Origin of the sequence: Paenibacillus sp. ISL-20, from assembly GCF_018613005.1 — a bacterium.
Lineage (GTDB): Bacteria > Bacillota > Bacilli > Paenibacillales > Paenibacillaceae > Paenibacillus_AQ.
This window is the reverse complement of the sequence record NZ_JAGGRD010000070.1, coordinates 51,531-77,997: the sequence shown is the minus strand read 5'-3', so window position 1 is coordinate 77,997 and position 26,467 is coordinate 51,531. Positions and strand designations below refer to the sequence as shown.

The window sequence follows — 26,467 nt, the reverse complement described above, 5'->3', positions numbered from 1 at the left end:
AATGGATGAAGTTGGAATTAAGGAAGCTGATTCATGAAAGAAAGACTCGAATATGTCATGTTCCTGTTTATGCCTGTCAGGCTTGTATGAAGTATGAGCTTCTACCTTTTATTAAACCGGATTTACTTCGCTATCTCGCATCGATTAGCAATGAAACCGGACGAATACGCGTTTCGTTCGCAGATGTTAATGAGTCTGCATACGTACTTCGAGAAGTGTTCCGTACATACGATGATGATTCGTCGGTAGAATGGCAGACACGCTGCATGGAAGTCTTTGACGAGCGAATTAATATGCTGTTGGATCTATTTCGTTATGCCCAGAGCATGGGCGACGGTGACTGGATGAGACAAATTGAGGGGCGTCTTGAGCAATTAAGCACCATCAAATCTCTCATTCCTGAAAATTCGGGCAATTATGCAAGATGATTTTCAGAAAATTTTCGCGGTTGTTGGATTTTTCACGCACTTTTTGTTAGGATAGAGGATAGGAACTTCAATACAATGAAGGGAATGTATATCCTATGGCGACGTTGACGAAAATGACTACTATAGAAGATTTACGCAACACGCTTGAATCTTCGGAGCAGAGGCCCTTGCTGTTGTTTAAACATAGTACCAGATGCCCAATTAGTGCCGGAGCTTATAAGGAAGTGCAAGCTTACCTGGAGGACCAGCCGAACGAGCGGATTGACTATGTATGGATTGATGTCATTGCCGACCGTCCGGTGTCGAGTCAGGCTGCGGAAACTCTAAGCATACAGCACGAATCGCCACAAGTTATTCTTGTAAAAGAAGGAGCGCCAGTCTGGCATACATCCCATTCCCATATTACGGCTGAAGCGCTGAAAGCTCAATTGGACGGCATCTAATGCCGTGTCGTTGCACAAAGCAGTATTTTGTCGTATCATAAATTCAATTGGTATTGAACGAATGAAAATCTATTGGCAATGGAGAGAAGGAATTTGACGGTAACCATTTACGATGTTGCGCGCGAAGCAGGCGTTTCCATGGCGACGGTATCACGGGTTGTAAACAATAACCCGAACGTTAAGCCTCAGACCCGGAAAAAAGTATACGAAGCGATTGAACGTTTAGGGTATCGTCCGAATGCGGTAGCCAGAGGTCTGGCCAGCAAGAAGACCACAACCGTCGGCGTTGTGATCCCTGATATTTCGAACTCGATCTTTGCGGAGATTGCTCGTGGTATTGAGGATATTGCTAACATGTACCACTATAATATAATTTTGTGTAATGCCGACAAACGTAAGGAAAAAGAAATCCGCGTTATCAACACCTTGCTTGAGAAGCAAGTGGACGGGCTGTTGTTTATGGGTGGAACGGTGACGGACGAGCATATCCAGGCGTTCCAGACATCGGCTGTGCCGATTGTTCTTTGTGCGACAAGTGATGAGAGAGGTTCTTATCCTTCGGTCGACATTGATCATGAACAAGCTGCGTTTGATGCGGTAAGCACACTGATCCGGCACGGGCATCGTGAGATTGCCATGATCAGCGGAACGCTGCAGGATCCGGCGAACGGTTATGCACGCTTCCAAGGCTACAAGAAGGCACTGGAGACAGCTGGCATTGAGTATCAAGAGGATCTGGTGCGGATTGGTAACTATCGCTATGAGTCCGGCGTGGAAGCGATGAAATACTTCCTGGGGCTTAAGAAGAAACCGACGGCTATTTTTGCTGCTACCGATGAGATGGCGATTGGGGCTATTCATAGCATTCAGGATGAAGGCTATAAAGTGCCGGATGACTTCTCTATTATCAGCGTTGATAATATCCGGATGGCTTCAATGGTTCGTCCACAGCTGACGACAGTAGCTCAACCGATGTATGATCTGGGAGCCGTAGCGATGCGCTTGCTTACCAAGCTGATGAAGAAGGAGAATGTGGAGAATCCTCGCGTGATTCTGCCGCATGAAACGATTCTTCGGCTTTCGGTTAGTCATGTGAACGAGTAAGAAGTGTGATTTAGACATCTATTGATTTGAAGAAAGCTCCTGATTTTAAGGGGCTTTTTTCTGGTGGGATCTTTATATGGTCTTGAATTCAGGAGGGATATCGGTATGACTACACAGGTTATTGGCCTAATCGGGGCCATGGACGAAGAAGTGGAAATGCTGCTCAGTCAACTGGAGAATAAAGAAACAGCAGTCCGTGCAGGGGTTACATATGCTTCGGGAACGATTCATGGCAAGAGAGTCGTTGTATGCAAGAGCGGGGTGGGTAAGGTGAATGCCGCGGTTACCACGCAAATCCTGATTGACACCTATGGCGTTTCCAAAATATTGTTTACCGGCGTAGCGGGTGCGCTGCATCCGGAGCTGAACATTGGCGATATCGTCATCTCTTCCTCCTGCATGCAGCACGATATGGACGTGACTCCGTTGGGGTTTGCTCGTGGGGTGATTCCGTATCAGAAAGTGTCCGATTTTCCTGCGGATCCGTCGTTGATCGAGCTGGCAGAGGAAGCGTGCAAAGAGCAGGGGGTGAATCATTACGTCATTGGGAAGGTTCTGTCCGGCGACCAGTTCATTGCCAGCCGTGAAACGGTACGGACGCTCTACGAGGATCTGAACGGAGCTTGCGCGGAAATGGAAGGTTCTGCTGTTGCCCAGGTGTGTTATATGAACAGTGTGCCTTATGTGGTGATCAGATCCATGTCTGATAAGGCTGACGGCTCTGCCCATGTCAACTTCCCTGAGTTTACAGTGAAAGCTTCCAAGCGTTCACACGAAATCGTGAACTACATGCTGGGCAAACTCTAGTAACAAATTTGAGCAAGCGGTCGGTTGCATATCCAGTTATGCGCCAGCAGATAAACAAACTCCCCTGTGGCAAATTCTTGGGGAGTTTGTTTTTTTGTTTATTTTATGGGTATCGACTTAATACATAAACCGCTGTCTGAAACGGATACGATCGAATTGTTCTTGTGATGAAAGCGGTACGTGCCGCCCGATTCTGACCATAAGACAGTTGGCAGGATGGGAACAGATTTCCGGATCATCGGTTGCGTACCACTCCATATCTACGATTTTCATTAACCGTTCCATCATTTTGCGGTAATCCCATACGTTAAGGCCGCTTCCTTTAAGATCCCAATGCCAGTAGTACTCGGTCGTAAACACGATGTAACGCTCCATCTGTTCTTCTTCAAATGCAGTCTTGATCATCTGCTGCCCAAGTCCCAGAGAACGGTAGTCTTTTGCTACCTCGATGGCGCCAAGTTCAATCAAATCCTCCATATTGCCCTCGGACCAGCGTTCCTGCTCATCCGGGTGATGAAATGTTACATATCCAACGATCATATCTTGGTCTCTCGTGATGATGATTCTGCCTTCGGGCAGGCCTGCAATTTCCACCAATGCCTCATGCTGCTCCGCAGGACGACGAAAAGCCTTGAGATCAGGGTGCATGGTTAGCTCGGATAGTTGCTCGGGAGGTACAGGTCCTTCGATGATCAGGCGGCGGTCTTCAGGGAACAAAACATGAGACTGGTATACCTTGCAGTGTTCCATCCGTTACGCTCCTTTCAATTCCATACCCTACTTATAGCAAAAAAATAAAAAAATGAAAAGCAATGACAGGCAAACAAGAGCTATGATATAATCTTTTCGACATAAAATCTTCACATTTATGTTGTACTTAACGATATGTTTCCTTGCGAATTCTAAGGGTTAATGACTCGATGACTGCGACAACGTGACGACCCACCGCAATGTGTAAAATGTATGTTTCATTCAATCATTTTGTAAGCGCTGTCCACTATGAGGAGACCGATTTGAGAATGAGGAGGATGTTATCATGAATCAAACGCATAGCGAAATATTGCCAAGTGAAGTTTCACATTCCAATATGAAGAGTTACGAGCAGGCACGCTCCGAGTTTTCATGGGACGAAATCGAGAGACATTTTACTTGGTATGAGACGGGCAAAGTGAATATGGCGTATGAAGCTATTGATCGTCATGTAGCAGAGGGGCGAGGAGACAAGATAGCTCTCCTGTACAGTGACGCCAATCGCGAGGAATCTATTACTTATGCCCAGTTGAAAGAGAAATCCGACAAGTTCGGTAATGTACTCCGCAAATATGGTGTTGGCAAGGGTGATCGGGTATTTATTTTTATGCCGCGCGGCCCTGAGCTCTATGCCGGTTTGCTGGGCGTTCTGAAGGTTGGCGCCGTGGTCGGCCCATTGTTCGAGGCGTTTATGGAAACGGCGGTAAAGGACCGTCTGGAAGACAGTGGTGCTGTTGCACTGATTACGACGCCTGCACTGTTGTCACGTGTGAAGCGAGACGAGTTGCCTGAACTGAAGCATATTTTTGTTGTTGGCGAGATTGAAGAGGAGGACCCGCGGCTAGTAAGCTACCACGAGGAAGTAGAGGCTGCATCAAGTGAGCTGGAGATTGAATGGCTTGAGCGGGAAGATGGATTGATTATGCACTATACATCGGGCTCTACCGGGAAACCGAAGGGCGTGTATCACGTGCAGAATGCCATGATTCAGCATTATTATACGGGCAAGGTTGTTTTGGATTTAAGGGAAGATGATATATATTGGTGCACGGCGGACCCGGGTTGGGTAACCGGTACGTCCTATGGTATATTTGCACCGTGGTTGAATGGGGTTACCAATGTCATTCGCGGAGGCCGTTTCAGTCCACAGGATTGGTACAGCACGTTGGTGAACAATAAGGTAACAGTATGGTACAGCGCTCCGACCGCTTTCCGCATGTTGATGGGTGCCGGTTCCGACCTTATCGACCAATATGATTTGAGCCATGTACGGCATATTTTATCTGTTGGCGAGCCGCTTAATCCCGAGGTGGTGCGTTGGGGACACAAGGCTTATAAGCATCGTATCCATGACACATGGTGGATGACAGAGACCGGCGGACAGCTGATCTGTAATTACCCGGGCATGGCGATCAAGCCAGGATCCATGGGGCGTCCGGTGCCGGGCATTACAGCTAAGATTTTGGACGATCAGGGGAGAGAAGTGCCTCCGTACACGATGGGTAATTTGGCCATCAAGACACCTTGGCCGTCCATGATGAGAAAAGTTTGGAACAACGAGGCGAAGTATGAAGAATACTTCCGAATTCCGGGCTGGTACATTTCAGGTGATTCGGCATATATGGATGAAGAAGGATACTTCTGGTTCCAGGGCAGAATAGACGATGTGATTAATTCGTCCGGTGAACGAATCGGACCGTTCGAAGTGGAGAGCAAGTTGGTTGAGCATCCCGCTGTCGCTGAAGCAGGCGTGATCGGTAAGCCGGATGTAACCCGTGGCGAGATCATTAAGGCCTTTATCTCCTTACGTGAGGGGTATACACCTACCCAGGAGCTCAAGGATGAAATCTACCGTTTCGTAAAGGAAGGACTTTCCGCTCATGCCGCACCTCGTGAGATAGAGTTTAAGGATAAACTTCCGAAGACGCGCTCCGGTAAGATCATGCGCCGCGTACTAAAAGCGTGGGAACTGGATCTTCCGACAGGCGATTTGTCCACGATTGAAGATTAAACCGTGATCAAGAACAGGGCTGACAATGGAGATGGTGACCACCATTTCCGTTGTCAGTCTTTTGTGCGCTTGGCAGCGTAACTGACTAAGGAGTGAAAGTCTCCAGCATACCGCGAGGTGGCGGAAGTGCATTAAACTTCCGAGGTTAACCTCCTTATCTTGCAAGATGCGGTCTGTCCTCATGGAATATACGTAGAAGTACCTGCGTCACCTAAAAAATAAAGCCAGCCCTTCTAACAGATGATCTCTGTAGAGGGGCTGGCTTTTTAGTATACCAATCTATTTTTTCTCAAAATATACGGCCGGTGAAGCTGCAGATTCACCGATTGGATTTACGGCAGTTACTCTAAAGGTACCGCCGATTGGGTTACCCGAGGAGTAGTAGAACTCCGTGCTCTTACTTGAGCCAAGAAGCTGGTAATTGCCATCACTGTTCGGACTGATGTAGATGTTGTAGACCATTACTTCTTCCTCTGAAGCATTGCCACTCCAGGTGGCCTGGAAGCCCTCAGGGGTAGCCGCAAGGGTGGGCTGACCTGGTGCAGACGGTACGGTAGTAGCACCTTCATTCCCAAGTTCCAGGTCGTTATTGGGATCTCCCTCCGTGATGCCGTCACCAGAATTATCGATGTCGTCATCCGGATTCGTGTCGTTATCGCCTGGAACTTCGAATCCAGGTGCTGTACCGCCCACAATAGCGCTTGGCTCAGATGTTTTGCCTGCTACGTCAACGGCAACAACGTAATAGGAAGTAAACATTCCGTCAGCTCCAAGTCCCGAGAAGACAAGGCTCTCGTCGCCGAGCACGACCTGCCCTTGATGTGTAAACGGACTGCCGTTTACGGACTTAAAGAGCCGGTATCCGACAACATCAGGAGATCCACTGGCATTAAAGCTGATGGAGCCGCTGCCCATCGAATAATGTACGTTCTTCGGTGGGGTAGGGGCTTTGCCGTCATCTGTTCTAGGGTCAACCTTGCTTGGCATCCCTTTCTTCGCGTCCTGCGGAAGATAAGATTCCAGTGATCTCTTTTCACCTTTCATGACCTTCAAGGCGTTCTGCAGTTCTATAATCAGCTCATCAAGGGGTTTCTCACGCTTGATTACGATTTGTTCTCTCAACATATCCAAAGGCGTCGCTTCCTGTGGAATATAATTTACACCCCGATAGGTGATGTATTTCGCTTTTGCGATACCGTCATCGCTTTCGGTAGGCACAAACTTCACATTAAACAGATCTGTTACGAATCTGTCCGTTAAGGACGTCGGCAGCTTGCCGCTGTAAGCGGAAACCGTCTTGGACGTTATGCCTTCAGGCTTCTCGAACGTTTTGGTCGGAAACAACTCCGGTTTCACGTCCGTCACTTCGTTCATGATTCTGGCCCAAATGGCCTGGGCGTGCTTGCGCTGGTCTCCAACAAGCGTATTTTTTTGTTCCTTATACCCGACCCATACGCCAAGCGTAACGTCAGGCGAGTATCCCATGAACCAGACATCCCCGTAGTTCTGGGTGGATCCAGTTTTACCAACAACCGGAACCTCATTGAATTTCTTGTACGTGTCTCTGACCTTGCTGCCTGTTCCGTTTGTGATGACGGTACGAAGCATATCCGTCATGAGATACGCGGTTTGTTCAGAGAATACCTGCTCTGGCTTTACTTCGTGTTTATAAACAATATTGCCTTTGGAATCCACGATTTTCTCAATCATGAAAGCGTCCGTGAATTTGCCTTGGTTGCCGATGGCACTGTATGCATTGGTGAGTTCTTCCACTGTCACCCCGTAATGCAGCCCCCCCAGTACACCGGTGGAAGCATTATAATCGTCTTCCTCCAAGGTAGTGATACCCAGCTTCTTGGAAAATTCCCAAGCCTTCTCGATGCCGACCGTGTTGTTAAACAACTTGAGCGCCACCGTATTGGTTGAATTGTTCAGTGCCTGTCTTGCCGTCATCAATCCCCTATACCCGCTGTACGAGTTTTTAGGAATATGGAATACTTTGCTGTAGTCCTTTAAGATGATCGGTGAATCGTCCACAACACTGGCAGGCTGAATCGCCCCCGAATCGAGTGCCGGTAAATAGGCGGCAATAGGTTTCATGGCAGATCCAGGTTGTCGTTTCATTTGCGTAGCGTAGTTCATTTGTTCTGTGTTAAAATCCCTGCCCTCAATCATACCGAGAATGGCGCCGGTTTTGTTGTCAATCATCATCGCGGCGGTTTGCTCCATTCCTTTTTCCGCGCTGTCAGGCACGTAGTTGCTGTCATTCTCTGCGATGGAGCGCATGGTCTTGTATAATGTCCGGTCGATGGTGGTGTAAACACGGTAACCGCCGGTGCTAAGCTGAGCTCGGGATGCATCTATCAGATCGGAGTTCGCTTGCTTGCCTTTTGCATTCTTTTCGGCTTCCTCGCTCAACTGCATCAGGATATTCGAAGCTTGGCGTTCTACTTCCATCATGAGATAAGGATAAGTCACATAGGCCTTCTGCGTCCGAGGAGCAAGCGATTTTTTGATATCGAATGCCTTGGCCTCTTCGTACTCAGCTTGCGTTATTTTACCTTCTTCCAGCATGCTTCCCAGCACGCGGTGCTGGCGGTTTATTGCACGGTTGAATGATTTCTCGTCAAATTCCCCCTTGCCGTTAAAGGCAGAGTAGGAGGATGGTAGCTGCGGAAGACCTGCCAAATATGCAGCTTGAGCCACATTCAGATCATTCAGATTGTTAATGTTAAATATACCTTTTGCCGCAGCCTTGATCCCGAACAGTTGGTATCCACTGGAACCGTTGCCGTAAGGAACCTTGTTCAAGTAGGCTGTTAAAATTTGGTCTTTACTCAAAAAGCGTTCCATCCGCATGGCCAGCAGCATTTCTTTGACCTTGCGGTTATCGGTTTTGTCGCGACTTAAAAAAGTGAGCCTAGCCAGCTGTTGCGTCAACGTGCTGCCGCCGGTTTGAACCGACTCGTTCAGCACGCGTTCCTTCACGGCGCGAGCGGTACCTTTTATGTCAACACCCTTATGTGTATAAAAACGGTTATCTTCTATGGATACGACGGCATCCTTCACAAGCTGGGGAATATCCTTGAATTCCACAGGTCGTCTGTCTTCTTCGGTTCTAAGCTGCCCAATCGGTGAGCCATCCGCGAAGTAGGCGAAGCCCGTTATAGCATTGTCGTTCACCGTATTCTCGATGAGAGCTCTGGATCTTACCGGCTCATTCTCAACAATAGAGGTTACGTAGCCACCTATGGCTCCTCCGGCGAACAAAACGCCCATCAGACCTACCACAAAGAGCCATCCGATGACGGATCCGAGCACCCGCAGAAAGGACCGTTTACGCGGTTTCTTCTGTTTTTCAGGCTCTTGTTTTTTCTCCTCAACCATGAATGTATACTCCTCCTTTTAACGCACCTATTATAGCATAAATCGATGGTTTTGAATCATGTGTCCCTACATAGCGTGTCCTTTTTTGAGGAAGATTGACTTTTTCGGGAAGCATATGATACAAATAATGCAAAGTTCATATCGTGAAAAGCTTTGAAGGACCCCAGTAGAAGGCGGAGCCTTTCGTTTCCAGAGAGTCGGTGGGTGGTGTAAACCGATAACGAGCCCCTTTGAATTACCGTCCGGAGCTGACCGGGGGAAACAGAGCCGTGCACCTGTACGGCTGTTACAGTAGTCCGGTTCCGGGATGACAACCCGTTATGGCAATGAAGTGAAAATCCGTTCCTGAGATAACGGATTTTAATTAGGGTGGTAACGCGAGCGCTCCTACTCGTCCCTTGGGATGAGTAGGAGCTTTTTTGCGTTCGAAATTAGAGGGAGGTGTATGGAAACATGAAATGGGATGTGTTATCGAACGTCCAGCAGCAGGAGGTGGAACGCCAGATGGAGGTGATCTCCCGTGGAGCGGTGGAGATCATTCCGAAAGAAGAGATGAGGCAGAAGGTGATGACATCGGTCGTAACCGGCGAACCGCTGCGTGTGAAGCTGGGAATGGACCCGTCAGCGCCTGATCTTCACGTCGGGCATACCGTCGTGCTGCAGAAGCTGCGTCAGTTCCAGGAACTCGGACATGAAGTACAGCTCATCATCGGGGACTTTACTGGCAGGATCGGAGATCCGACAGGCAAATCTGAGACGCGCAAGCAGTTGTCGGAAGAGGATGTGAGGCGTCATGCGGAAACGTACAAGAAACAAATATACAAAGTATTGGATTCTGAAAAAACGAAGGTGTACTATAACTCCGAGTGGCTTGCGCCGATGACTTTTGCTGATGTGGTCGGCTTATCAGCAAAGGTCACGGTGGCACGGATGCTGGAGCGTGATGATTTTACTAAACGTTACCGGGGCGGGCTTCCGATTAGCATCCATGAGTTTTTTTACCCGTTGATGCAGGGTATGGATTCTGTGGCGCTTAAGACCGATGTCGAGCTTGGGGGAACGGACCAGAAGTTTAACCTGCTGATGGGGCGAACCCTGCAGAAGGAGTATGGTACAGAGCCTCAGGTTGCGATCACGATGCCACTTATCGAAGGACTTGACGGTATACAGAAGATGAGTAAGAGCTTGGGAAATTACATCGGTATCGATGAAGAGCCGAATGAGATTTACGGTAAATCCATGTCCGTTCCGGACGAACTCATGCTTAAGTACTTCGACTTGGCCACGGATATGGCAGGTGAGGAGGTAACCAGTCTGGAGAAGGGGCTTCGAGACGGAAGCGTCCATCCCCGGGATGCCAAGATGAGTCTCTCGCACATTCTCGTTCGCATGTATCATGGGAGGGAGGCTGCGGATGCCGCACAGCAGCATTTTGCGACTGTGTTCCAGCAGAAGGCACTTCCTGAAGACATTGAGGATTATATTGTACCCGAAGGAGAACTGGAGGAAGGAAAGATTACGCTTATCAAATTGCTGACACTGCTCGGTTTTGCCGCTTCCAATGGTGAGGCCAGACGCAGTATCCAGCAGGGAGCCGTAAAATGGAATGGAGAAAAGTGCAGCGACACCCACGGTGAGATCGTTCCTCAAGACGGGGATGTGGTTCAAGTGGGCAAACGTAAATTTGTCAGATTGAAGTTTTCTTAAGATGATTGAACTTGCGGAGGGCTCATTTCGATATTAAAAAAACCTGAAGGCCGAGGCCTTCAGGTTTTTTGGGTTCCGGGTTAATCTTAACGATTGTAGAATTCGACGATTTGTTTCTCATCGATATCTTGGGAAAGTTCGGAACGTTCTGGAAGACGAATGTATTTCCCTTCCATTGCTGCTTCATCAAACTCAATGTAAGCTGGAAGATGTACGCGGTTAGCCAAAGCTTCCTTGATGGAAGAGAGGCTGCGGCTTCTTTCACGAAGACCGATTACATCGCCAGTGCTTACAGCGTAAGAAGCGATATCGACTTTCTTGCCGTTCACAGTCACGTGACCGTGAGCTACCAATTGACGAGCACCCGCACGGGAGTTGCTGAAGCCAAGACGGTAAACCAGGTTGTCCAGACGGCTCTCAAGCAGGAACATAAAGTTCTCACCAGCGATACCTTTCATGCCAGTTGCTTTGTTAAACAGGGTTTTAAATTGCTTCTCGCCCAAGCCGTACATGTGACGCAGCTTTTGCTTTTCTTGAAGCTGCATACCGTAGTTGCTAATTTTTCTCCGTTGGTTAGGACCATGCTGACCTGGAGGGAAAGGGCGTTTAGCCAATTCTTTACCTGTACCGCTCAGGGAGATTCCCAGACGACGGCTTAATTTAAATTTAGGACCGGTGTAACGTGCCATGTTATATAGACTCCTTTTTAATTAAAGTTTCATTAGGGCTCTATTTGCGCCGTATTCGTTTGCTCTAACCGTAATCTTTCGGAAGATCTGCCAGGAAAGTTCAGCCGCTGTCCTGTCAGTAACAAATAACGTGAGGGTGACACAACCCGCCCAAATTCATGGAATGCATTGCATTCTTACTCAACAATAAATATTATATGAAGTAATGATATAAAGTCAAGTTCAACCTGTAACTTACTATAACTTGGTTTTTGTCTAATTTTGTCGATAGGACCATGGACCTAAAAATATTGTGGAAAACGCATAATTTTTAATGCAAAAATGGGTAGAAAAGAGTAAGATGATATTGGATTAAGTAGTCTTATTTATCTAGTTACATATCGTAACATCTTTTGGTGTTTATCATGACCCTCCCAATATGTTGAACAGCTGGGTTACCGCTATTCATGCGGCAGCCAAATGGATCCTTACATTATGAATCGGAGCGCCAGTCTTGGATAGGCCTTTTATAATGGTGCAAAGGAGCGCCCAATATGTCAGAAGATCAACGGAAAGTGTATGAAAGCTCTCCCGGTTCTGCAGTTAATGATGCTGGGCCAATTCCTGGAAACGAGCCTCGTTTTTGGCTTCAGAGCTTGGATATTACACCTCATGATTTCCCTTATATTCAGCCTCTCATATCAGACAGCTATCTGGAGTGGCTAAGAGAAAGCGCAGGCACACAGGCGATGAAGAAATTCAGCTGGGCCCTTCTTTCTCATGAGGGAGCTTGGCTGACAGGGGCGTCCGAAATAACGCAATACCTTAACGCAAGTGAAGATGAGACGTTATCGCTTACTTTGAACTCCAAAGAAGCCGCCCAAGGGATGGGAAAGGGTTCTTTGGAGGGAAGCGTGCTGTGCGCTGTCCCGCTCTTCACTCGCATTCATGGGGATGTATTTGCGGTGATGGTCAGTGTTTCCTCGCATGCGATGGAGCCGGAACAGTCACTTATGCTGACGGAAACTTACGCGTTATTGTTTCGTTCCTGCTTCTATCGGAAGCTGGAATACGTATTTGCCGATGATCTGGAGAAAGTCCACAACCAAGCTGAGTGTGAGGTGCACAGGCGTTCCATCATGTTTCAGTATGTAAAGCGGATGCATGTGCAGATTAATGTGGACAATGTGCTGGTGGAGGCTATCGACAGTGTTCTGGCACTGTATCCCAAGGCCAAAGTCGAATTGTTTATGTCTCAGGACCATGAGAGCGGACATCCGCTAGTGCGTCCTCTGCTGCTTCATCATTGGCAGAGAGAGGTTTATGTCCGCACATTTATGGAGGGTACCCTCACGATTGATGAACATGAGGAGCCCGATTCAATCGTGGAAATCGGGATCCCCATGGGAGGCAAGCAGGGCGTTTATGGCGTGCTCCATGTGGAAGTGGACAAGTCTGAGCTGCCCGATATGGATCTGGAATTGCTCGGGATGATGGCCGATGCTGCGGGCACCGCGTTTGAGAATGCGAAATTGTACGAGCAGTCCAATCTGATGATTCATGAGCTCCGTATGATTAATGAACTGACACAGCGGTTGAACAAAAGCTTGCATTTGGCGGAGATATTTCAATTTGCCAACCATGAGCTGCTAAAGATTCTTGAGGCCGATTACTGCTGCATTTTGATTTATAACGAGGAGCTTGGCGGTCTTGAAGTGGTATCCTGCAACGCCGAATGGCTTGCCAAGGAGGTCTTTGAGAAGGATTATGGTTTGGGCGGCTTAGTTTACCATTCGAAGGAACCGCTCATCCTGTCAGACTATAACGAAGAACGTCCGGCGGAATCCCGGCTAATGGAGAGCACTCATTCCAGCTCGATGATTGCTACTCCGCTTACCGTAAACGGTGAGGTGCGGGGGGTTGTCCTTCTCACCCATGCGAAGCGGCATTATTTTTCGTATGACAGTTATCGGTTGCTTCAAGCCCTGACAAGCCATATTGGTCTGGCTATCGGCAATGCCTTTCTGCATGCGGAAGTGAGAAGAATGGCGAACCGGGATATGCTGACTGAACTGTATGCGAGACATTATCTTGATGAAATGATCCATGAATGTCAGACTCGTGATTTTTGCGGTTCTCTCATTGTTGTGGATATCGATGCATTCAAGCAGGTTAATGATACGTTCGGTCACCAGCGGGGGGACAAAATTCTGAAGCAGGTCAGCAGTATCGTGAAGACAACGATTCGCCACAGCGATATTCCGGCCCGTTGGGGCGGCGAGGAGCTTGCCGTGTATTTGCCGGGACTCGGCATTCAGCAGGCGATGCAGGTCGCCGAACGGATTCGCATAAGGGTATCGGAAGAGACCGACCCGCGCGTAACGGTGTCCTGCGGAATTTCTGAATGGAACTGGACCAATGACATGATCAGTGTGGAGTCCCTCTTTTACCGAGCGGATATGGCTCTTTACGAAGCGAAGAATGGCGGCCGCAACCGAATTGTCGTGGAGAGGGCCGAGGCCGAAATCGGATTAGATTAAATACCCTGCAGCTATTTAGTGGCTGCAGGGTTTTTTCTGTCATCTGCATAATGTTATGGACCGCGGATAGCCTAAGAGAAAGATCAACGAAGGGCTGATGATTATGAGAATAAGAAGATCACGGAGCGTCATCGGAATGGTTTTGTTTGTCTTTTGCTTAACCGGATGTGCCTGGCAAGATCAATTGTCTGCCGAAGAGTCGTTTAACCGCGCCCTGTCGGGGCTGTCTGGCGTTGATAATTTCTCTTTTCGGGGAGAAGCGGCGATTCGGAGCGGAGAAAACGGACCGTTTCAGCAAAGTTTGGCATTTGAAGGTAATCTGCAGCATCATACGGATCTGACACTATCCTCAACGAACAAGGACACAACCATACGTAATGATAAGGTATCTGCCGATTCGGTATATCAAGCGGATGGACTTACCGTGTCCCTGAAGCGCAAGGAAGGCAAATGGAGCACACTCTCATCAGGACATGTCGAGGAAATGTGGATAACCCGCTTGAATCCGCTGGAACTGCTGGAGTATATCGGAAATTCGGAGAAGACGGTGACCCAGGAGCTGGGGGCGGCAAGAGGAACCAAGGTGCTGCGCATCGAGCTGTCACCCGAAGCGGCAGCCCATATGGTCTATGGATCGTTGGATCAGCAGATGAAGACGCTGGGGGAGCGGATCGAACGCAAAGGGGATCCGCTGTACAGTGAAGATCCGAAGGTACGCAAACGACTGAAGGCCGTGTGGGAGCGGGACTATAATGAAATGAAGAGCATGTTGAGCAAGGCGGATACGGTTTCGGTTTCTCATGTAACGATTAACAAAAAAAAACAGCTTCCTACCAAACTAACGATGGAACGAACGTTGTTTTTTGTTGACGAACAAGGCAAAACCCGCACGGAAACGCTGCTGTCCGATGTTACATTTACTGGTTATTGAAGGGATCGCCATGAAAATTTTTTTAACGATGAACGCTGACTTAGGGCTGTTTGCATGCTACAATAATGAATAAATTTACCGCTGTTCAATTCATAACGTAGGGAACAGTCATCATAAGGAGGATATGACATATGCGTGATCCCAGAATTCAAAAATTGGCTCAAAATCTCGTGAACTATTCGGTAGATATGCAGCCTGGCGAAAATGTGCTCATCGAAATGATTGGATCGGAGCGCGATCTGCTGAATGCCATCATTGAGGAGGTTTCGAATCAAGGTGGCCGCCCGTTCGTGCAATTGACAGATCGTACGGTTCAACGTGCCATGCTGAAGAACGCAAATAAGGAGCAGCTTGAGCTGTGGGCTGAGCTGGATCTTGAGCGCATGAAGAAAATGGATTGTTACATCGGTATCCGCGCAGGCGAGAACGTCAACGATATGGCTGACGTACCTGAGGAAAACATGAAGCTGTATAATGCACTTTATTCGCACCCCGTACATAGCGAAGAGCGCGTCAAGCGCACGAAATGGGTGGTTCTCCGCTATCCGAACGCCAGCATGGCACAGCTTGCCAACACCAGCACCGAGGCGTTTGAGGATTTCTACTTCAATGTGTGCAATCTGGATTACTCCAAAATGGACCGCGCCCAAGATCCTTTGGCCGAGCTGATGAGAAAGACCGACAAGGTTCGCATCGTGGGACCGGGAACGGATCTCAGCTTCTCGATCAAAAACATCGGTGCGGAGAAATGCTCCGGTCAGAAAAACATTCCGGATGGCGAGGTATATACAGCGCCTGTTCGTGATTCCGTTAACGGAACGATCTCTTACAATACACCAACTCTCTACAATGGCGTAACCTTCGAGAATATTAAATTCCGCTTTGAAAACGGAAAAATTGTTGAAGCAACCGGCAGCGACACCAAACGTTTGAACGAGATTTTGGATGCGGATGAAGGTGCAAGATATATCGGCGAATTTGCCATCGGCTTCAACCCATACATTTTGACACCGATGAAAGATATTCTGTTTGATGAGAAAATCGCCGGAAGCCTGCATTTTACGCCAGGTCAAGCATATGATGTAACAGACAACGGCAATCGTTCCTCGATTCACTGGGATCTCGTTTTGATCCAGCGTCCGGAGTACGGCGGCGGGGAAATCTACTTTGATGATCGCTTGATTCGCAAGGATGGTATATTTGTTATTCCAGAACTAGCAGCGTTAAATCCGGAAAATCTAAAATAGATTGGAAAAAATGTTGCATAAGAAAACGGATTCAATGTATCATGAAGGTGCAGTGATGAGCTTTATTCAGATCCTAAAGTTACGGAGGGATTCGTATGTCCAATAACAATCAATCTATCGTAGAAATTTCGCAAACCGCTAGCCAGTTCTCGTCCTCCATCGTTTTGCAGGCCGAGAACAAGTACATTGATGTTAAGAGCATCTTGGGTCTGTTCACAACGCTTGTCAACAGCCAAAGCTATGAACTGCATGTTCATGGACCTGATGCTGATGCAGCTAAAAAAGCAATGATCGACGTATTCACCAAGCATGGTTTGAATGTATCCGTCGTAGCTGAATAACAGTCAACCAAAAACACCCTTCCATAAGAATGGAAGGGTGTTTTTTCGTAGAGAAGGGGTCTATTTTGTTCAGGTCCTTGTATTGAGAAACGATTTCGACTAATATTAAAGATAGTAACTGTGCTGTGATTTTTGACATAGGGGGGAAGATCATGACTTCATCTGATTTACAGGAACAGCTGAATTTAAAAGCGATCAGTCTTCTTCATGAAGATGCAGATAAAATCCTAAAGCTTATTGAAGTACAGATGGAGAATCTGGCGACCCGTTATTGCCCTCTCTATGAGGAAGTGCTGGATACCCAAATGTACGGTTTTTCAAAAGAGGTTGATTTCGCGGTGCGGGCCGGGCTTCTTCCGGAAAGTACGGGAAAGCAGCTGATCAGCAAGCTTGAACGCAATCTGGCGGTCCTGTACGAAGCCATGAATCAATCCAAATAGCCTGTACTCGTACAGGCGCATACATAGAGAAACGCATGTCGCACTCAGGCGGCATGCGTTTTTTTTTCTTGTGGATTACATCGCACACGGTGTAGGCAGTTGTGTAGGCTGACCTTTTCTTACATTTAGACGAGGAAGAACGAGACGCCCAGTATGACGTACACGGCGAGCAGCAGAAGGCCTTCATACCAGTTGGAGGCACCGTCTTGCGTAATGGATCTGGCAATGAACACGGCGACACCGATAGCAACCAGCTCCAGCGTGGTAAACACGAGATCCATCGTATCCCCAAGGAAGAAGCTGATGAATACGAGCACGGGAGCGACAAACAGGGCAATCTGCAGGCTGCTGCCGACGGCAATTTCAACGGCGGCGCCGATTTTGTTCTTCATGGCGAGCATAATGGCTGCACTGTGCTCGGCTGCGTTACCGATAATCGCTACAAGGAATGCCCCGATAAACAGCTCGCTGAGGCCATACTCGTGACTGATAGGCTCAAGCACCCCGACAAGCCATTCACTGACAAATGCAACCATTACCGTAGCGACAACGAGGTACAGTATTGAGCGTTTCTTGGACCAGACGGGACCGTGCTCATGCGGCAGCGCATCCTGATCGTTATCGTCGCTGACATCCGCCAAATAATTCTTGTGGGTGATCATCGAGAACCCCAGCCATGCGATGTAGGCTATGATAAGAATTCCCGCTACAATAAGGCTGAGCGTCTTGGACTCACTCTCCGTAATGGAGTGGGTATTCAGAAAGACAGCAGGGATAAACAGCGCGATTATCGCCAGCGTCATCAGGGATCCGTTCAGACCTGCCAGTGTCACGTTGTATTTTTGGATTTTAAATTTGAGGCCCCCGGCAAACAGGCTGAGTCCGAGGACGAGCAGCAGGTTGCCGATAATGGAGCCGGTGATGCTTGCTTTCACCATATCGTACAAGCCTTCCTTGATCAGCAGGATGGCAATGATCAGCTCCGCTGCGTTACCGAAGGTGGCGTTCAGGAATCCCCCGAGCCGTTGACCGGCGTAATGCGCAACGCTTTCGGTTGCTTTGCCAAGGAAACCGGCGACAAAAATAACTGAGATGGCAGACAGAATGAATTGGAGTGTGAAGTTCCAATTCGCAAAATGCCCCAGCGCACTAAGCAAAAAAGTGAAGATGAGCAGCGCGGGGTTTAGCCATTTTTTCATAATCGACACCTACCTTATGGTTTATGTATTGATGAGTTCTTGCGAGCGGAAACGACGATTCTCGTATCGCTTTTTACAATATACCCAAATTTTTCGAAAAATTATCCTTCTTTTCAGAAAGGAGCATTTGCTTTTTAGGCCCGTTACCATTTACAATAACGGATAATGAGGTGAAGGAGGAAATGGCATGACGGAACAACTTCAACTGGATAACGGTTTGATTCGAATATCGGATGATGTCGTCTCGAAAATTGCCGGATTAGCTGCCTTGGAAACCCCAGGTATTGCAGCAATGTCCGGTGGATTGTCCGAGGGCTGGGCTAAGCGACTGAGCGGCAAAAATGTGCAAAAGGGTGTTACCGTAGAAGTAGGTCAGCTGGAAGCGGCGATTGACCTGCGGATTATCGTGCTCTATGAGACACCCATACATGAAGTGTGCCGCATGCTTCAACAGAATGTCCGCGAAGCTGTCGAGAGCATGACAGGGCTTCGTGTGGTTGAGGTCAATGTGAAGGTCGAAGGCGTAGCTTTTAAAGACGATGAAATCGACGATATTCAGCTTCGAGCCAAATAAGACGTACCATAGGGGATCGTTCCCCGCTGATGATGAAAAAAAACGAGAAAAAAGACTACCCGATTGCCCGGTAGTCTTTTTTAATTACGGATTTAACCTGCTCCTCTTTCATCGGACGGTTGCTGTCCCTGGATATGCTAAGCACGATTCCCATGCTCAGCATCATAACCAGCAGCGAGGATCCGCCATAACTGATGAATGGGAGGGTAACGCCCGTAATCGGGATAGTATTGGTAACCCCGCCGATATTGATGAAGGCCTGGATGGCGATCAGTCCCATGATGCCGACGCCGGTCAAGGTTCCGAACGGATCCGAGCAGCGAAGCGACACAATGATCCCTCGCAAGATGAAGTATAAGTAGAGCAGGAGGAATATCGCAGTTCCGATAAAACCGAATTCTTCGCCGATGACCGAAAAGATAAAGTCATTGTAAGGATTCGGCAGGTAATGCAGCTTCTGCACACTCTCCCCGTAACCGGCTCCAGTGACACCGCCCTGGCCGATGGCGATCAGCGATTGCACCAAATTGTAGCCCGTGTCCGACTCATCGTGGAACGGGTCCATGAAAGCCTCGATCCGGCCCATCTTGTAGTTCTTGGAAGCCTGCTCCTGATCTCCGCTGGAGTTAAAGAGTGAACCGACGCCCAGAGTGAGCACCAGACCAAGCGCGACAAGCGAGATACACCCCAGGATATGCTTGAGGCTGGCGCCGCCAGCATAGATCAGCAGCCCGCTCGTAGCTACGAGGATGAAGCAGGAGCCTAAATCCGGCTGAAGCATGATAAGTCCCGCTACGACCCCTACAATAATGAGTACGGGGAAGAAACCGCCCTTCCATTGACGGATTCGTTCCCCTTTTTTGGTAATCAGCGCTGCCAGATAGACAATGGTCGCAATTTTGGCCAGTTCGGTCGGCTGGATGCCGAATTTCCCCAGGTTAAACCAACTTGTGGCTCCGTTGGTCGCGGAACCGATGATCACCACAAGAATCAGCAGCATCAAGGTTAGAAAAAATACCGGTATGAATAGCTGCTTGTATTTCTTATAGTTGATGTTCATGGCAACAAACATAACCAACGTGCCGAGGACGGCAAACGCGACTTGCCGCTTCGTAAAATGCAGCGGATCGTGATTGAATTTTTCATTGAAAACGGCCAAGCTGGAGCTGGAACTGAACACCATGATCAGTCCGAATCCCACTAACAGCAAGGTAAGGATCAGCAGTTGAAAATCAGGCGTCCCTCTCTTCGGCTGAGGTTTGGTCGTATTCATAATGTTCGACCTTACGCTTCCAGAAGAGCTTTGAGCTCTTGAAGCTTCTTGGTAGCCACATTCATAACGGGCTGTGGAGCCATGGATTCATACTCAAGTCCGTGCGGGAACGTGGCTCTACCCAGGTATACCGCTTCGATTTTGAGGATGGCGTCCGGTTTTTCGAGCTTGCCTTCAACAGCGCGGGTGTTAATGCGCAGGAAGTATTCAGCCTGATTTTTTTTATCTTCGATTTTCAAGTCATATGTAGCGCGGTAGTATTCCCACTGCCAACGAATGAAGCCTACTTTCTCGGCACATTCATCAAGGTAAGCTAAATCGCTGTGCAATTCGTCCAAGCCTGTATTTTCGAAAATCATGTGGTTGTAACCCCCTTAATAGTCCTTGCAAAGTTCTTTAATATGATAGTATGTTTCAGGAACTTGTGCAAGCCTGTACCGCCCGTCACGCTTCAATTGAGACCTTTTATCCAGATGAGATTTTGATAACGACAGGCATTCTTCTTTTCTGCTAAAATAAATGGAAGTGAAAACGCTGTGAAATGTACGCTTTCCATCCTGGTGGTTATATATTCATAGGACTTCAATTAAGCGAAGGGTGGATATGGCCGATGAATCGCGTCGTTTACCGCACGGATTATTATGCAGTGGAAGAGAACAGGCAGAAGGAAATCGTCGTGATCGACCGGATTCCGGAATCGGCAGCGGTTGTGGCCGTTCATCAAGGGTGTCTGCTCTTGGTATGCCAGCACCGGGAAGCGGTTCATGAGATCACCTGGGAGCTTCCCGGCGGAACGGTGAAACCGGGTGAGGAACGGAAGCTTGCCGTGAAGCGGGAGCTTGAGGAAGAGGCAGGCGTGCTGTGCAAGGACCTGTCCTATATGGGCAGTGCTTATCCGATGGCTTCTCTGGCCAACCGGAACGTTCATTTTCATTTCACCGACGATTTGAAGGTGTCTGGCAGCCAAGAGTCGAATCAAGTTGAGGACGAAGATGTTAGAGCTTTGTGGGTCCCGCTCAGGGATGTATATCGCAAGATCAAGGAAGGCGGCCGAATGGATGCCATGGTTGGGCACGGACTGCTGCTGAGCAAGCTTTACGGATTTCTTGCGATCGATTGAGCCGCATATAGCGGGGGAGGATGATGGAACTTGACGAAGGAAGCATTTTGGGAACAATGGTATCCAAGGATGGTGGAGTGGCGTCGTCATTTACATATGCACCCGGAACTTTCGTTCCAGGAGAAGGAAACTTCGACATTTATAGCAACCCGGCTGCAGGAGCTTGGCTTGGAGGTCAAGACAGGTGTGGGCGGGCATGGCGTTATAGGAATTCTAAAAGGAGAAAAACCTGGCAAGACCGTTGTGCTGCGTTCTGACATGGATGCGCTGCCGATTGAAGACGGCAAGAGCTGCGAGTACAGATCTCGGGTGCAAGGCGTGATGCACGCTTGCGGGCATGATGGGCATACCTCCATGCTGCTGGGGGCCGCTGCTTTTTACAGCACGTATCCGGAAGAAGTCCAGGGCGAAATTCGTTTTATGTTCCAGCCGGCGGAGGAAGTCTGTCCCGGTGGTGCGGTAGAGATGATCAAGGATGGAGCACTTGACGGAGCCGACGTTGTCTATGGTCTCCACTTATGGACGCCGTTTCCGGTAGGGACCGCAGCGAGCGCGCCGGGTCCGCTGATGGCTGCGGCGGATGAGTTTTTCATTGATATTACAGGGCGCGGGGGACATGGCGGTATGCCGCATGTGACAGCCGATGCCCTGGTAGCGGGGGCAGCGCTTGTTATGCAGCTCCAAACCATTGTAAGCCGCACGGTAGATCCACTGCAGCCTGCCGTGGTTACGGTAGGAACGATCCAAGCCGGAACGGCACAAAACGTAATTGCTTCCTCTTGCCGGATCACGGGAACGGTGCGCACCTTTGACGAACCTACCCGGACATTGATCCGGGAGCGGATCGAACATATGACCCCGACGGTTTCGGAAACCTACGGCACGAAGGCAGCGGTCCGATATCTCGTCGGTTATCCACCCTTGGTGAATGATGAGACCGAAACCGCGCGGTTCTTCCGTACGGCACCGAAAGTATTCGAAGCGGATCAGGTCAAGGTCTCGCCCAAACTGATGCCAGCGGAGGATTTTGCCTATTACTTGATGGAAATTCCAGGCTGCTTCATTTTTGTTGGAGCCGGTAACCCGGACAAGGGGGCAATCTATCCGCATCATCACCCGATGTTCGACTTTGATGAAGATGCTATGCGTTATGGGGCGAAGCTGCTGGTCGAGATGGTGTCGAGTTATCAGAACGGGGACTAGACTTTAAGAAAATCGCAATCATCGCGCATGAACGCTCGTCATTTGGAAATCCTATTGATCATAGGGGGAAGTTCAGATCCATGGATATGGATGTGGGCTTCTTTTTTTTAACCTCCGCTATATGCGGTCTGTCTTCTGAGAAAGTACGTTGATAGACGATTTTCTAACCTGCCATGAAAAATAGAGAGCCAAATGTTACGAGGAGGGATTAGGATGCATAACAAGCCGTGCATCGTCCAGCGGGATCGGACCATATTGCTTGAGACCGCTCATGCGGATGCTGAGGCCGCACGCGAACAACTGGCCCAGTATGCGGAATTGATCAAAAGTCCTACGTCTTTTCATACATATCGCCTGTCTCCGTTATCCTTATGGAACGCCGCTGCCGGAGGATTGACAGCTGAGGCGATTTGTTCGAGCCTTCAGTCGCTGTCACGTTGGGATGTACCGGCGGCCCTGCTGGAAGAGGTTATCCAGCTCGTTGGGCGTTACGGACAGCTGTCGCTGCTGCCGCATCCCACACAGGATCGTTCATTGCTGCTACACAGCAATAGTGAAGCCCTGATGCAGGAGCTCAGGTCCAAGCGTTCCCTGATGGAAATCGGCGTTCGGTTGATTTCGGCAAACGAGGCAGAGGTGCCCTCAGACCGGCGTGGCCTATTAAAGCAAGAGTTGACCCGGCTTGGATATCCTGTGCTGGATCAGGCGGGATATTTGGACGGGCAATATCTGAACATCCTTTGGCGAGGAGAACCACCAGGCACGGAGAAAGGCGAAGGTTTAAGCGGCGGCTCAAACAATCAGCGATTCAAGCTTCGCGACTATCAGCAGAAGGCTGCCGAATCCTTTCGGGATATCGGTGGAGAAGGTGGGAACGGGGTGCTTGTCCTGCCATGCGGTGCCGGGAAAACGGTGATTGGCATCGCTGCCATGCGCGATCTGCAGTGCGAGACCCTGATTCTCACCTCCAACACAACGTCTGTAAGGCAGTGGATCGACGAGCTGCTGAAGAAAACCACGCTCTCCCCGGAGGAGATCGGTGAATACTCCGGTCAGCGCAAAGAGGTGAGGCCGGTAACGGTTGCTACCTATCACATCTTGACCCACCGACAGGGCAAGGGTGATGAACAACAGCATATGAAGCTGTTTAATGAACGTCGCTGGGGCTTAATCATCTATGATGAGGTCCATCTCCTCCCCGCCCCGGTATTCCGTGCAACGGCCGATATTCAGGCGACCCGCAGGCTCGGACTGACCGCCACCCTGGTTCGCGAGGATGGAAGGGAGCATGACGTGTTCTCGCTGATCGGCCCCAAACGATATGAGATGCCTTGGAAAAGGTTGGAAGAGCAGGGCTGGATTGCTTCGGTGGACTGCACGGAGATTAAGGTGCCGCTGCCGGATGAGATAAGAGAAGCCTGCAAGACGGTAGGCAAAAGAGAGCAGTATCGGCTGGCTGCCGAGAATCCCACTAAGCTCCGCGTGATTCGGCAGCTCGTGGAACTCCACAAAGATGCACAGACGCTGATCATAGGGCAATACCTGGATCAGCTTCACGCCATTGCCGAGGAGCTGCAGGCCCCTCTCATTACAGGGCAGATGACACAGGATCAGCGTAATGAATGGTATAAGGCTTTCCGGGAAGGAGCCGTTCGTGTACTTGTCGTTTCGAAAGTGGCTAACTTCGCGGTTGACCTGCCCGATGCTTCCGTCGCGATCGAGGTTTCGGGCAGTTACGGCTCACGGCAGGAGGAGGCGCAGCGCCTTGGACGCTTGCTGCGGCCGAAGCAGGGGGAGAATCGGGCTTATTTCTATGCATTGGTGACGGAGGACAGCCGGGAGGAGATGTTTGCGATCCGGCGCCAGCTGTTCCTGATTGAGCAGGGGTATGAGTATCACGCGATTCAAGCGAAGCATCCGGCCTCCCTTGACCTCATAGCGATGCGGCATACGCATCGCTTGCAGATTCCTGACGGGAAGGAGGCCTCGTGGAGATGATGGAACAGCAGGACTTGGCGACAGCCACAAGCTTAGAGCATCTTCTTCCGAAGGAGCGATCGGTCCTTTATCATATTTGGGGCCGCTTTGCCGGGCAGAGCTTTGATGACGACAAGCTTCGCTCGCTTCGCGTTCAGCGCCTGAGCGGTGTGGAAATACAGCTCGCCTTCTTATCCTTGAGGCAGCAGCGATGGGTTCAAGCGGTGAAACAGGGCTGGGGCGAGAGGCTGTATTTCATTCCTTTTGATAAACTTCAGATTCTCCAGGAGGCCTTTGGCAATCTCGAGGCGGATTCTGTTTCCGCTGCTGCCGTGAAGCTCCAGCAAGAGGGAAGATGCGGCATAGCAGTTGACATGTTCAATGTGCTTGTCTATATGGCTAAGAACCGGGTGGCTATTACCACTAAAGGGGTTATGCATAAGAAGTTTATTCAGAAGCTGGGGAGTATCGTGGGATTAATGCCATCCGATGTCGAGGAGCTTACTCTCCAATATGATCACGCTGATGTTTATCCACCGCATGTTGCGATCGTATTGGATCTGCTGTTTTCGTTTGAGCTGGTCGCCTTGGAGCAAAGGGAGCTTAGGCTGAACATGACCGCGTTGCGTCATTGGCTCGCACTCTCACGCGAAGCGATGGACCGATTGGCTCTTTTGCACATGATGGAGCGTTATGTTCCGGGTTCGGCCGAGTATCAGCATTTCACATGGCAGATTTGCCACTCATCACGGATCGGCGGGATGTGGTATTATGCTCAGCACATGTTAGCAAAGGGCGAGGAACCACTGAACTGGGATCCTCTTAGGGGAAGGGAGTTGTCCGCGGGGGATGCGGCTTCATGGCTCCGTTTATTGACCGGTTGCGGTTACACAGATCTTGGGATGGATCACGCTGGTCAATTCCTGTTCCGGTGGCGTATGGATCCCTGCTCCTTGTTGAGTGGAAGCAGTAAGGATGACACCGGATCTTCGGGGCTGTTTATTCAGCCGGATTTTGATATATTGATTCCGCCTGACGTGCCTTATATGGTCAAGTTTACGGCTGCCCTATGCACGGAGCGTTTCTCGGATGACGTAATGACGGTTTATCGACTGACCAGAGATTCGGTAGCTCAGGCGGCGACTGCAGGAATGGGGCCGGAAGCGATCACGGCTTTTTTCACGGAACATGCAGCGGCAGGAATTCCAGAGAACGTGTACACGGCCCTACGTCAGTGGGGCAAGGAGATTGAACGCGCGGGAAGGAATGAGTCTTCTTTATGGTATTCCGTGGCAGCTCCAGAAGATGAAACGGAGATCGGGGCCAGTGATGAAGGAGATAACCGTTACGCTTTGCCGCGTTATCCAGGCTGCCCTTCCAGCGGATTCATTCGCTCTGCGCGCAGTGAGCTTGTTCTTGAATGGGACGACAGCCTTCCGGATAAAGCGTCAATCGTTCCGGATTTGAACCGGATTCCCATCATGTGGACACGGGATTGGCGTTCTTATCACGGTTCGACGGCCAAGCAAATGATGGAGCAGGCGCTTGAATTGTCAGCCAAATTAGAGATTGCGGTCGATGGAAGCCGGATGGAGTTTATTCCATTTCAGCTCGAGCGGCAGCCATGGAAAATTTCGGGAGCATTATATGATCTGGATTCCGATTCCGAAATGACGGGAACCGTGGTGCAGTTAGGCGAAGGGGAATGGAAGGAAATGCGGCTTGTGATTCCGTAAAAGCGTATGAATTCCCCCCTTCTTAAGATACGAGCGTTATGCTATGATGAAAGAGTCCACAAAAATAAAGCGTGGGCCAAACTATTAGAAAAGCGGGATGAGTTCATGAGCGTATCGGAAATAAACACGGTCGATATGGCCGAGGTGCTCACCTATGCCTATGAAATAGGCGACATGATTAATGCTTCCGTCGAAGTGGCGGATTATCTATATTGGAAGCAGGCAGTTGAAGGTGATCCTACGATTCAGGCTTTGATCAGAAAGCTTGATTCCAAGAAAGAGCTATTTGAAGAGACTCAGCGGTTCGGTCACTTTCACCCGAATTACCATTCGGCCCAGGATGAAGTAGCCGCAGTGGAGGCGGAGCTTGAGGCTTACGAGCCTGTAGCCCGGTTTAAGCAGGCGGAGAAGAATCTGGACGATCTGCTGCATTCGATGTCGGAGAAGATTGCTTTTTCGGTTTCGGAGAGCATCAAGGTACCTGGCAACGATCCTCTTCCCAAGAAGGGGTGCGGCAGCGGCGGAGCTTGTTCGTGCGGATAATAGGCATAGACTAGAGATAGAGACGAAAGTGAGGCGAG

23 protein-coding genes and 1 other annotated feature are annotated in these 26,467 nt (G+C 49.5%); of the genes, 17 read left to right on the top strand and 6 right to left on the bottom strand.

Annotation, left to right across the window (positions count from 1 at the left end):
* The first annotated feature begins 5 nt into the window (after positions 1–5).
* The 4 genes from J7E85_RS32115 (at position 6) to J7E85_RS32100 (ending at position 2,782) form a co-directional block, all read left to right on the top strand.
* Positions 6–428: a hypothetical protein gene (locus J7E85_RS32115; RefSeq protein ID WP_251036200.1), complete on the top strand. Its 423-nt coding sequence runs from the start codon at positions 6–8 to the stop codon at positions 426–428.
* Between the two features lie 95 nt (positions 429–523).
* Complete coding sequence (ytxJ, locus tag J7E85_RS32110) at positions 524–871, top strand: bacillithiol system redox-active protein YtxJ (RefSeq protein WP_215164034.1); 348 nt, start codon at positions 524–526, stop codon at positions 869–871.
* A 93-nt stretch (positions 872–964) separates the two neighbouring features.
* The gene (gene ccpA / locus J7E85_RS32105) at positions 965–1,975 is read left to right on the top strand and encodes a catabolite control protein A (RefSeq protein WP_098742808.1); all 1,011 of its coding nucleotides are present in this window, start codon (positions 965–967) and stop codon (positions 1,973–1,975) included.
* A gap of 105 nt (positions 1,976–2,080) precedes the next feature.
* Positions 2,081–2,782 (top strand): 5'-methylthioadenosine/adenosylhomocysteine nucleosidase, encoded by a 702-nt coding sequence (locus J7E85_RS32100; protein WP_215164033.1) that lies wholly within the window; start codon positions 2,081–2,083, stop codon positions 2,780–2,782.
* A gap of 117 nt (positions 2,783–2,899) precedes the next feature.
* Here J7E85_RS32100 and J7E85_RS32095 read toward each other — a convergent pair whose 3' ends face one another.
* Entirely contained in the window at positions 2,900–3,532 is a 633-nt protein-coding gene (locus J7E85_RS32095) for a GNAT family N-acetyltransferase (protein ID WP_071223676.1), read from the bottom strand.
* 286 nt (positions 3,533–3,818) lie between these two features.
* Between J7E85_RS32095 and acsA the strand changes: the two genes are divergently transcribed.
* Positions 3,819–5,543: an acetate--CoA ligase gene (gene acsA, locus J7E85_RS32090; RefSeq protein WP_215164032.1), complete on the top strand. Its 1,725-nt coding sequence runs from the start codon at positions 3,819–3,821 to the stop codon at positions 5,541–5,543.
* Positions 5,544–5,822: 279 nt separating this feature from the next.
* Here the strand turns inward: acsA and J7E85_RS32085 are convergent, their stop codons facing one another.
* On the bottom strand, positions 5,823–8,930 hold the full coding sequence (locus tag J7E85_RS32085) for a transglycosylase domain-containing protein (protein ID WP_215164031.1): 3,108 nt from the start codon (positions 8,928–8,930) through the stop codon (positions 5,823–5,825).
* Between the two features lie 144 nt (positions 8,931–9,074).
* Positions 9,075–9,332 (top strand) — a binding site (T-box leader).
* Positions 9,333–9,383: 51 nt separating this feature from the next.
* On the opposite strand from J7E85_RS32085, the gene tyrS reads away from it, so the two are divergent.
* A complete protein-coding gene (tyrS, locus tag J7E85_RS32080) occupies positions 9,384–10,637 on the top strand; it encodes a tyrosine--tRNA ligase (RefSeq protein WP_215164030.1) in 1,254 nt (417 codons plus the stop codon).
* An 86-nt stretch (positions 10,638–10,723) separates the two neighbouring features.
* Here the strand turns inward: tyrS and rpsD are convergent, their stop codons facing one another.
* Complete coding sequence (rpsD, locus tag J7E85_RS32075) at positions 10,724–11,326, bottom strand: 30S ribosomal protein S4 (RefSeq protein WP_215164029.1); 603 nt, start codon at positions 11,324–11,326, stop codon at positions 10,724–10,726.
* 533 nt (positions 11,327–11,859) lie between these two features.
* Between rpsD and J7E85_RS32070 the strand changes: the two genes are divergently transcribed.
* From J7E85_RS32070 to J7E85_RS32050, 5 genes are all read left to right on the top strand, one after another.
* Positions 11,860–13,845 carry a sensor domain-containing diguanylate cyclase gene (locus J7E85_RS32070; RefSeq protein WP_215164028.1) on the top strand — a complete coding sequence of 662 codons (1,986 nt, stop codon included), beginning with the start codon at positions 11,860–11,862 and terminating at the stop codon, positions 13,843–13,845.
* 103 nt (positions 13,846–13,948) lie between these two features.
* The gene (locus J7E85_RS32065; RefSeq protein ID WP_215164027.1) at positions 13,949–14,776 is read left to right on the top strand and encodes a hypothetical protein; all 828 of its coding nucleotides are present in this window, start codon (positions 13,949–13,951) and stop codon (positions 14,774–14,776) included.
* Positions 14,777–14,907: 131 nt separating this feature from the next.
* Entirely contained in the window at positions 14,908–16,023 is a 1,116-nt protein-coding gene (locus tag J7E85_RS32060; RefSeq protein ID WP_215164026.1) for an aminopeptidase, read from the top strand.
* A gap of 95 nt (positions 16,024–16,118) precedes the next feature.
* Positions 16,119–16,364: an HPr family phosphocarrier protein gene (locus J7E85_RS32055; protein WP_071223684.1), complete on the top strand. Its 246-nt coding sequence runs from the start codon at positions 16,119–16,121 to the stop codon at positions 16,362–16,364.
* Positions 16,365–16,516: 152 nt separating this feature from the next.
* Positions 16,517–16,804 (top strand): Fpa/YlaN family protein, encoded by a 288-nt coding sequence (locus J7E85_RS32050; protein ID WP_009589686.1) that lies wholly within the window; start codon positions 16,517–16,519, stop codon positions 16,802–16,804.
* A gap of 125 nt (positions 16,805–16,929) precedes the next feature.
* Here the strand turns inward: J7E85_RS32050 and cax are convergent, their stop codons facing one another.
* Positions 16,930–18,003, bottom strand: a complete 1,074-nt coding sequence (gene cax / locus J7E85_RS32045) for a calcium/proton exchanger (protein WP_215164025.1) — start codon at positions 18,001–18,003, stop codon at positions 16,930–16,932.
* A 187-nt stretch (positions 18,004–18,190) separates the two neighbouring features.
* Here cax and J7E85_RS32040 point away from each other — a divergent pair, with 187 nt between their 5' ends.
* Complete coding sequence (locus J7E85_RS32040; protein ID WP_009589611.1) at positions 18,191–18,577, top strand: Asp23/Gls24 family envelope stress response protein; 387 nt, start codon at positions 18,191–18,193, stop codon at positions 18,575–18,577.
* 55 nt (positions 18,578–18,632) lie between these two features.
* On the opposite strand, the gene ftsW is transcribed toward J7E85_RS32040, so the two are convergent.
* On the bottom strand, positions 18,633–19,850 hold the full coding sequence (ftsW, locus tag J7E85_RS32035) for a putative lipid II flippase FtsW (RefSeq protein WP_215164024.1): 1,218 nt from the start codon (positions 19,848–19,850) through the stop codon (positions 18,633–18,635).
* Between the two features lie 11 nt (positions 19,851–19,861).
* The gene (locus tag J7E85_RS32030; RefSeq protein WP_215164023.1) at positions 19,862–20,209 is read right to left on the bottom strand and encodes a YugN family protein; all 348 of its coding nucleotides are present in this window, start codon (positions 20,207–20,209) and stop codon (positions 19,862–19,864) included.
* A gap of 251 nt (positions 20,210–20,460) precedes the next feature.
* On the opposite strand from J7E85_RS32030, the gene J7E85_RS32025 reads away from it, so the two are divergent.
* From J7E85_RS32025 to J7E85_RS32005, 5 genes are all read left to right on the top strand, one after another.
* Positions 20,461–20,970, top strand: coding sequence for an NUDIX hydrolase (locus J7E85_RS32025; RefSeq protein ID WP_215164022.1), 510 nt, complete (start codon positions 20,461–20,463; stop codon positions 20,968–20,970).
* A gap of 30 nt (positions 20,971–21,000) precedes the next feature.
* Entirely contained in the window at positions 21,001–22,173 is a 1,173-nt protein-coding gene (locus J7E85_RS32020) for a M20 family metallopeptidase (RefSeq protein WP_251036199.1), read from the top strand.
* Positions 22,174–22,386: 213 nt separating this feature from the next.
* The gene (locus tag J7E85_RS32015) at positions 22,387–24,171 is read left to right on the top strand and encodes a DNA repair helicase XPB (RefSeq protein ID WP_215164021.1); all 1,785 of its coding nucleotides are present in this window, start codon (positions 22,387–22,389) and stop codon (positions 24,169–24,171) included.
* On the top strand, positions 24,168–25,886 hold the full coding sequence (locus J7E85_RS32010; protein ID WP_215164020.1) for a helicase-associated domain-containing protein: 1,719 nt from the start codon (positions 24,168–24,170) through the stop codon (positions 25,884–25,886). The genes J7E85_RS32015 and J7E85_RS32010 overlap by 4 nt, the downstream gene beginning before the upstream one ends.
* Before the next feature lie 105 nt (positions 25,887–25,991).
* On the top strand, positions 25,992–26,429 hold the full coding sequence (locus J7E85_RS32005) for a YlbF/YmcA family competence regulator (protein ID WP_215164019.1): 438 nt from the start codon (positions 25,992–25,994) through the stop codon (positions 26,427–26,429).
* Positions 26,430–26,467 lie beyond the last annotated feature (38 nt).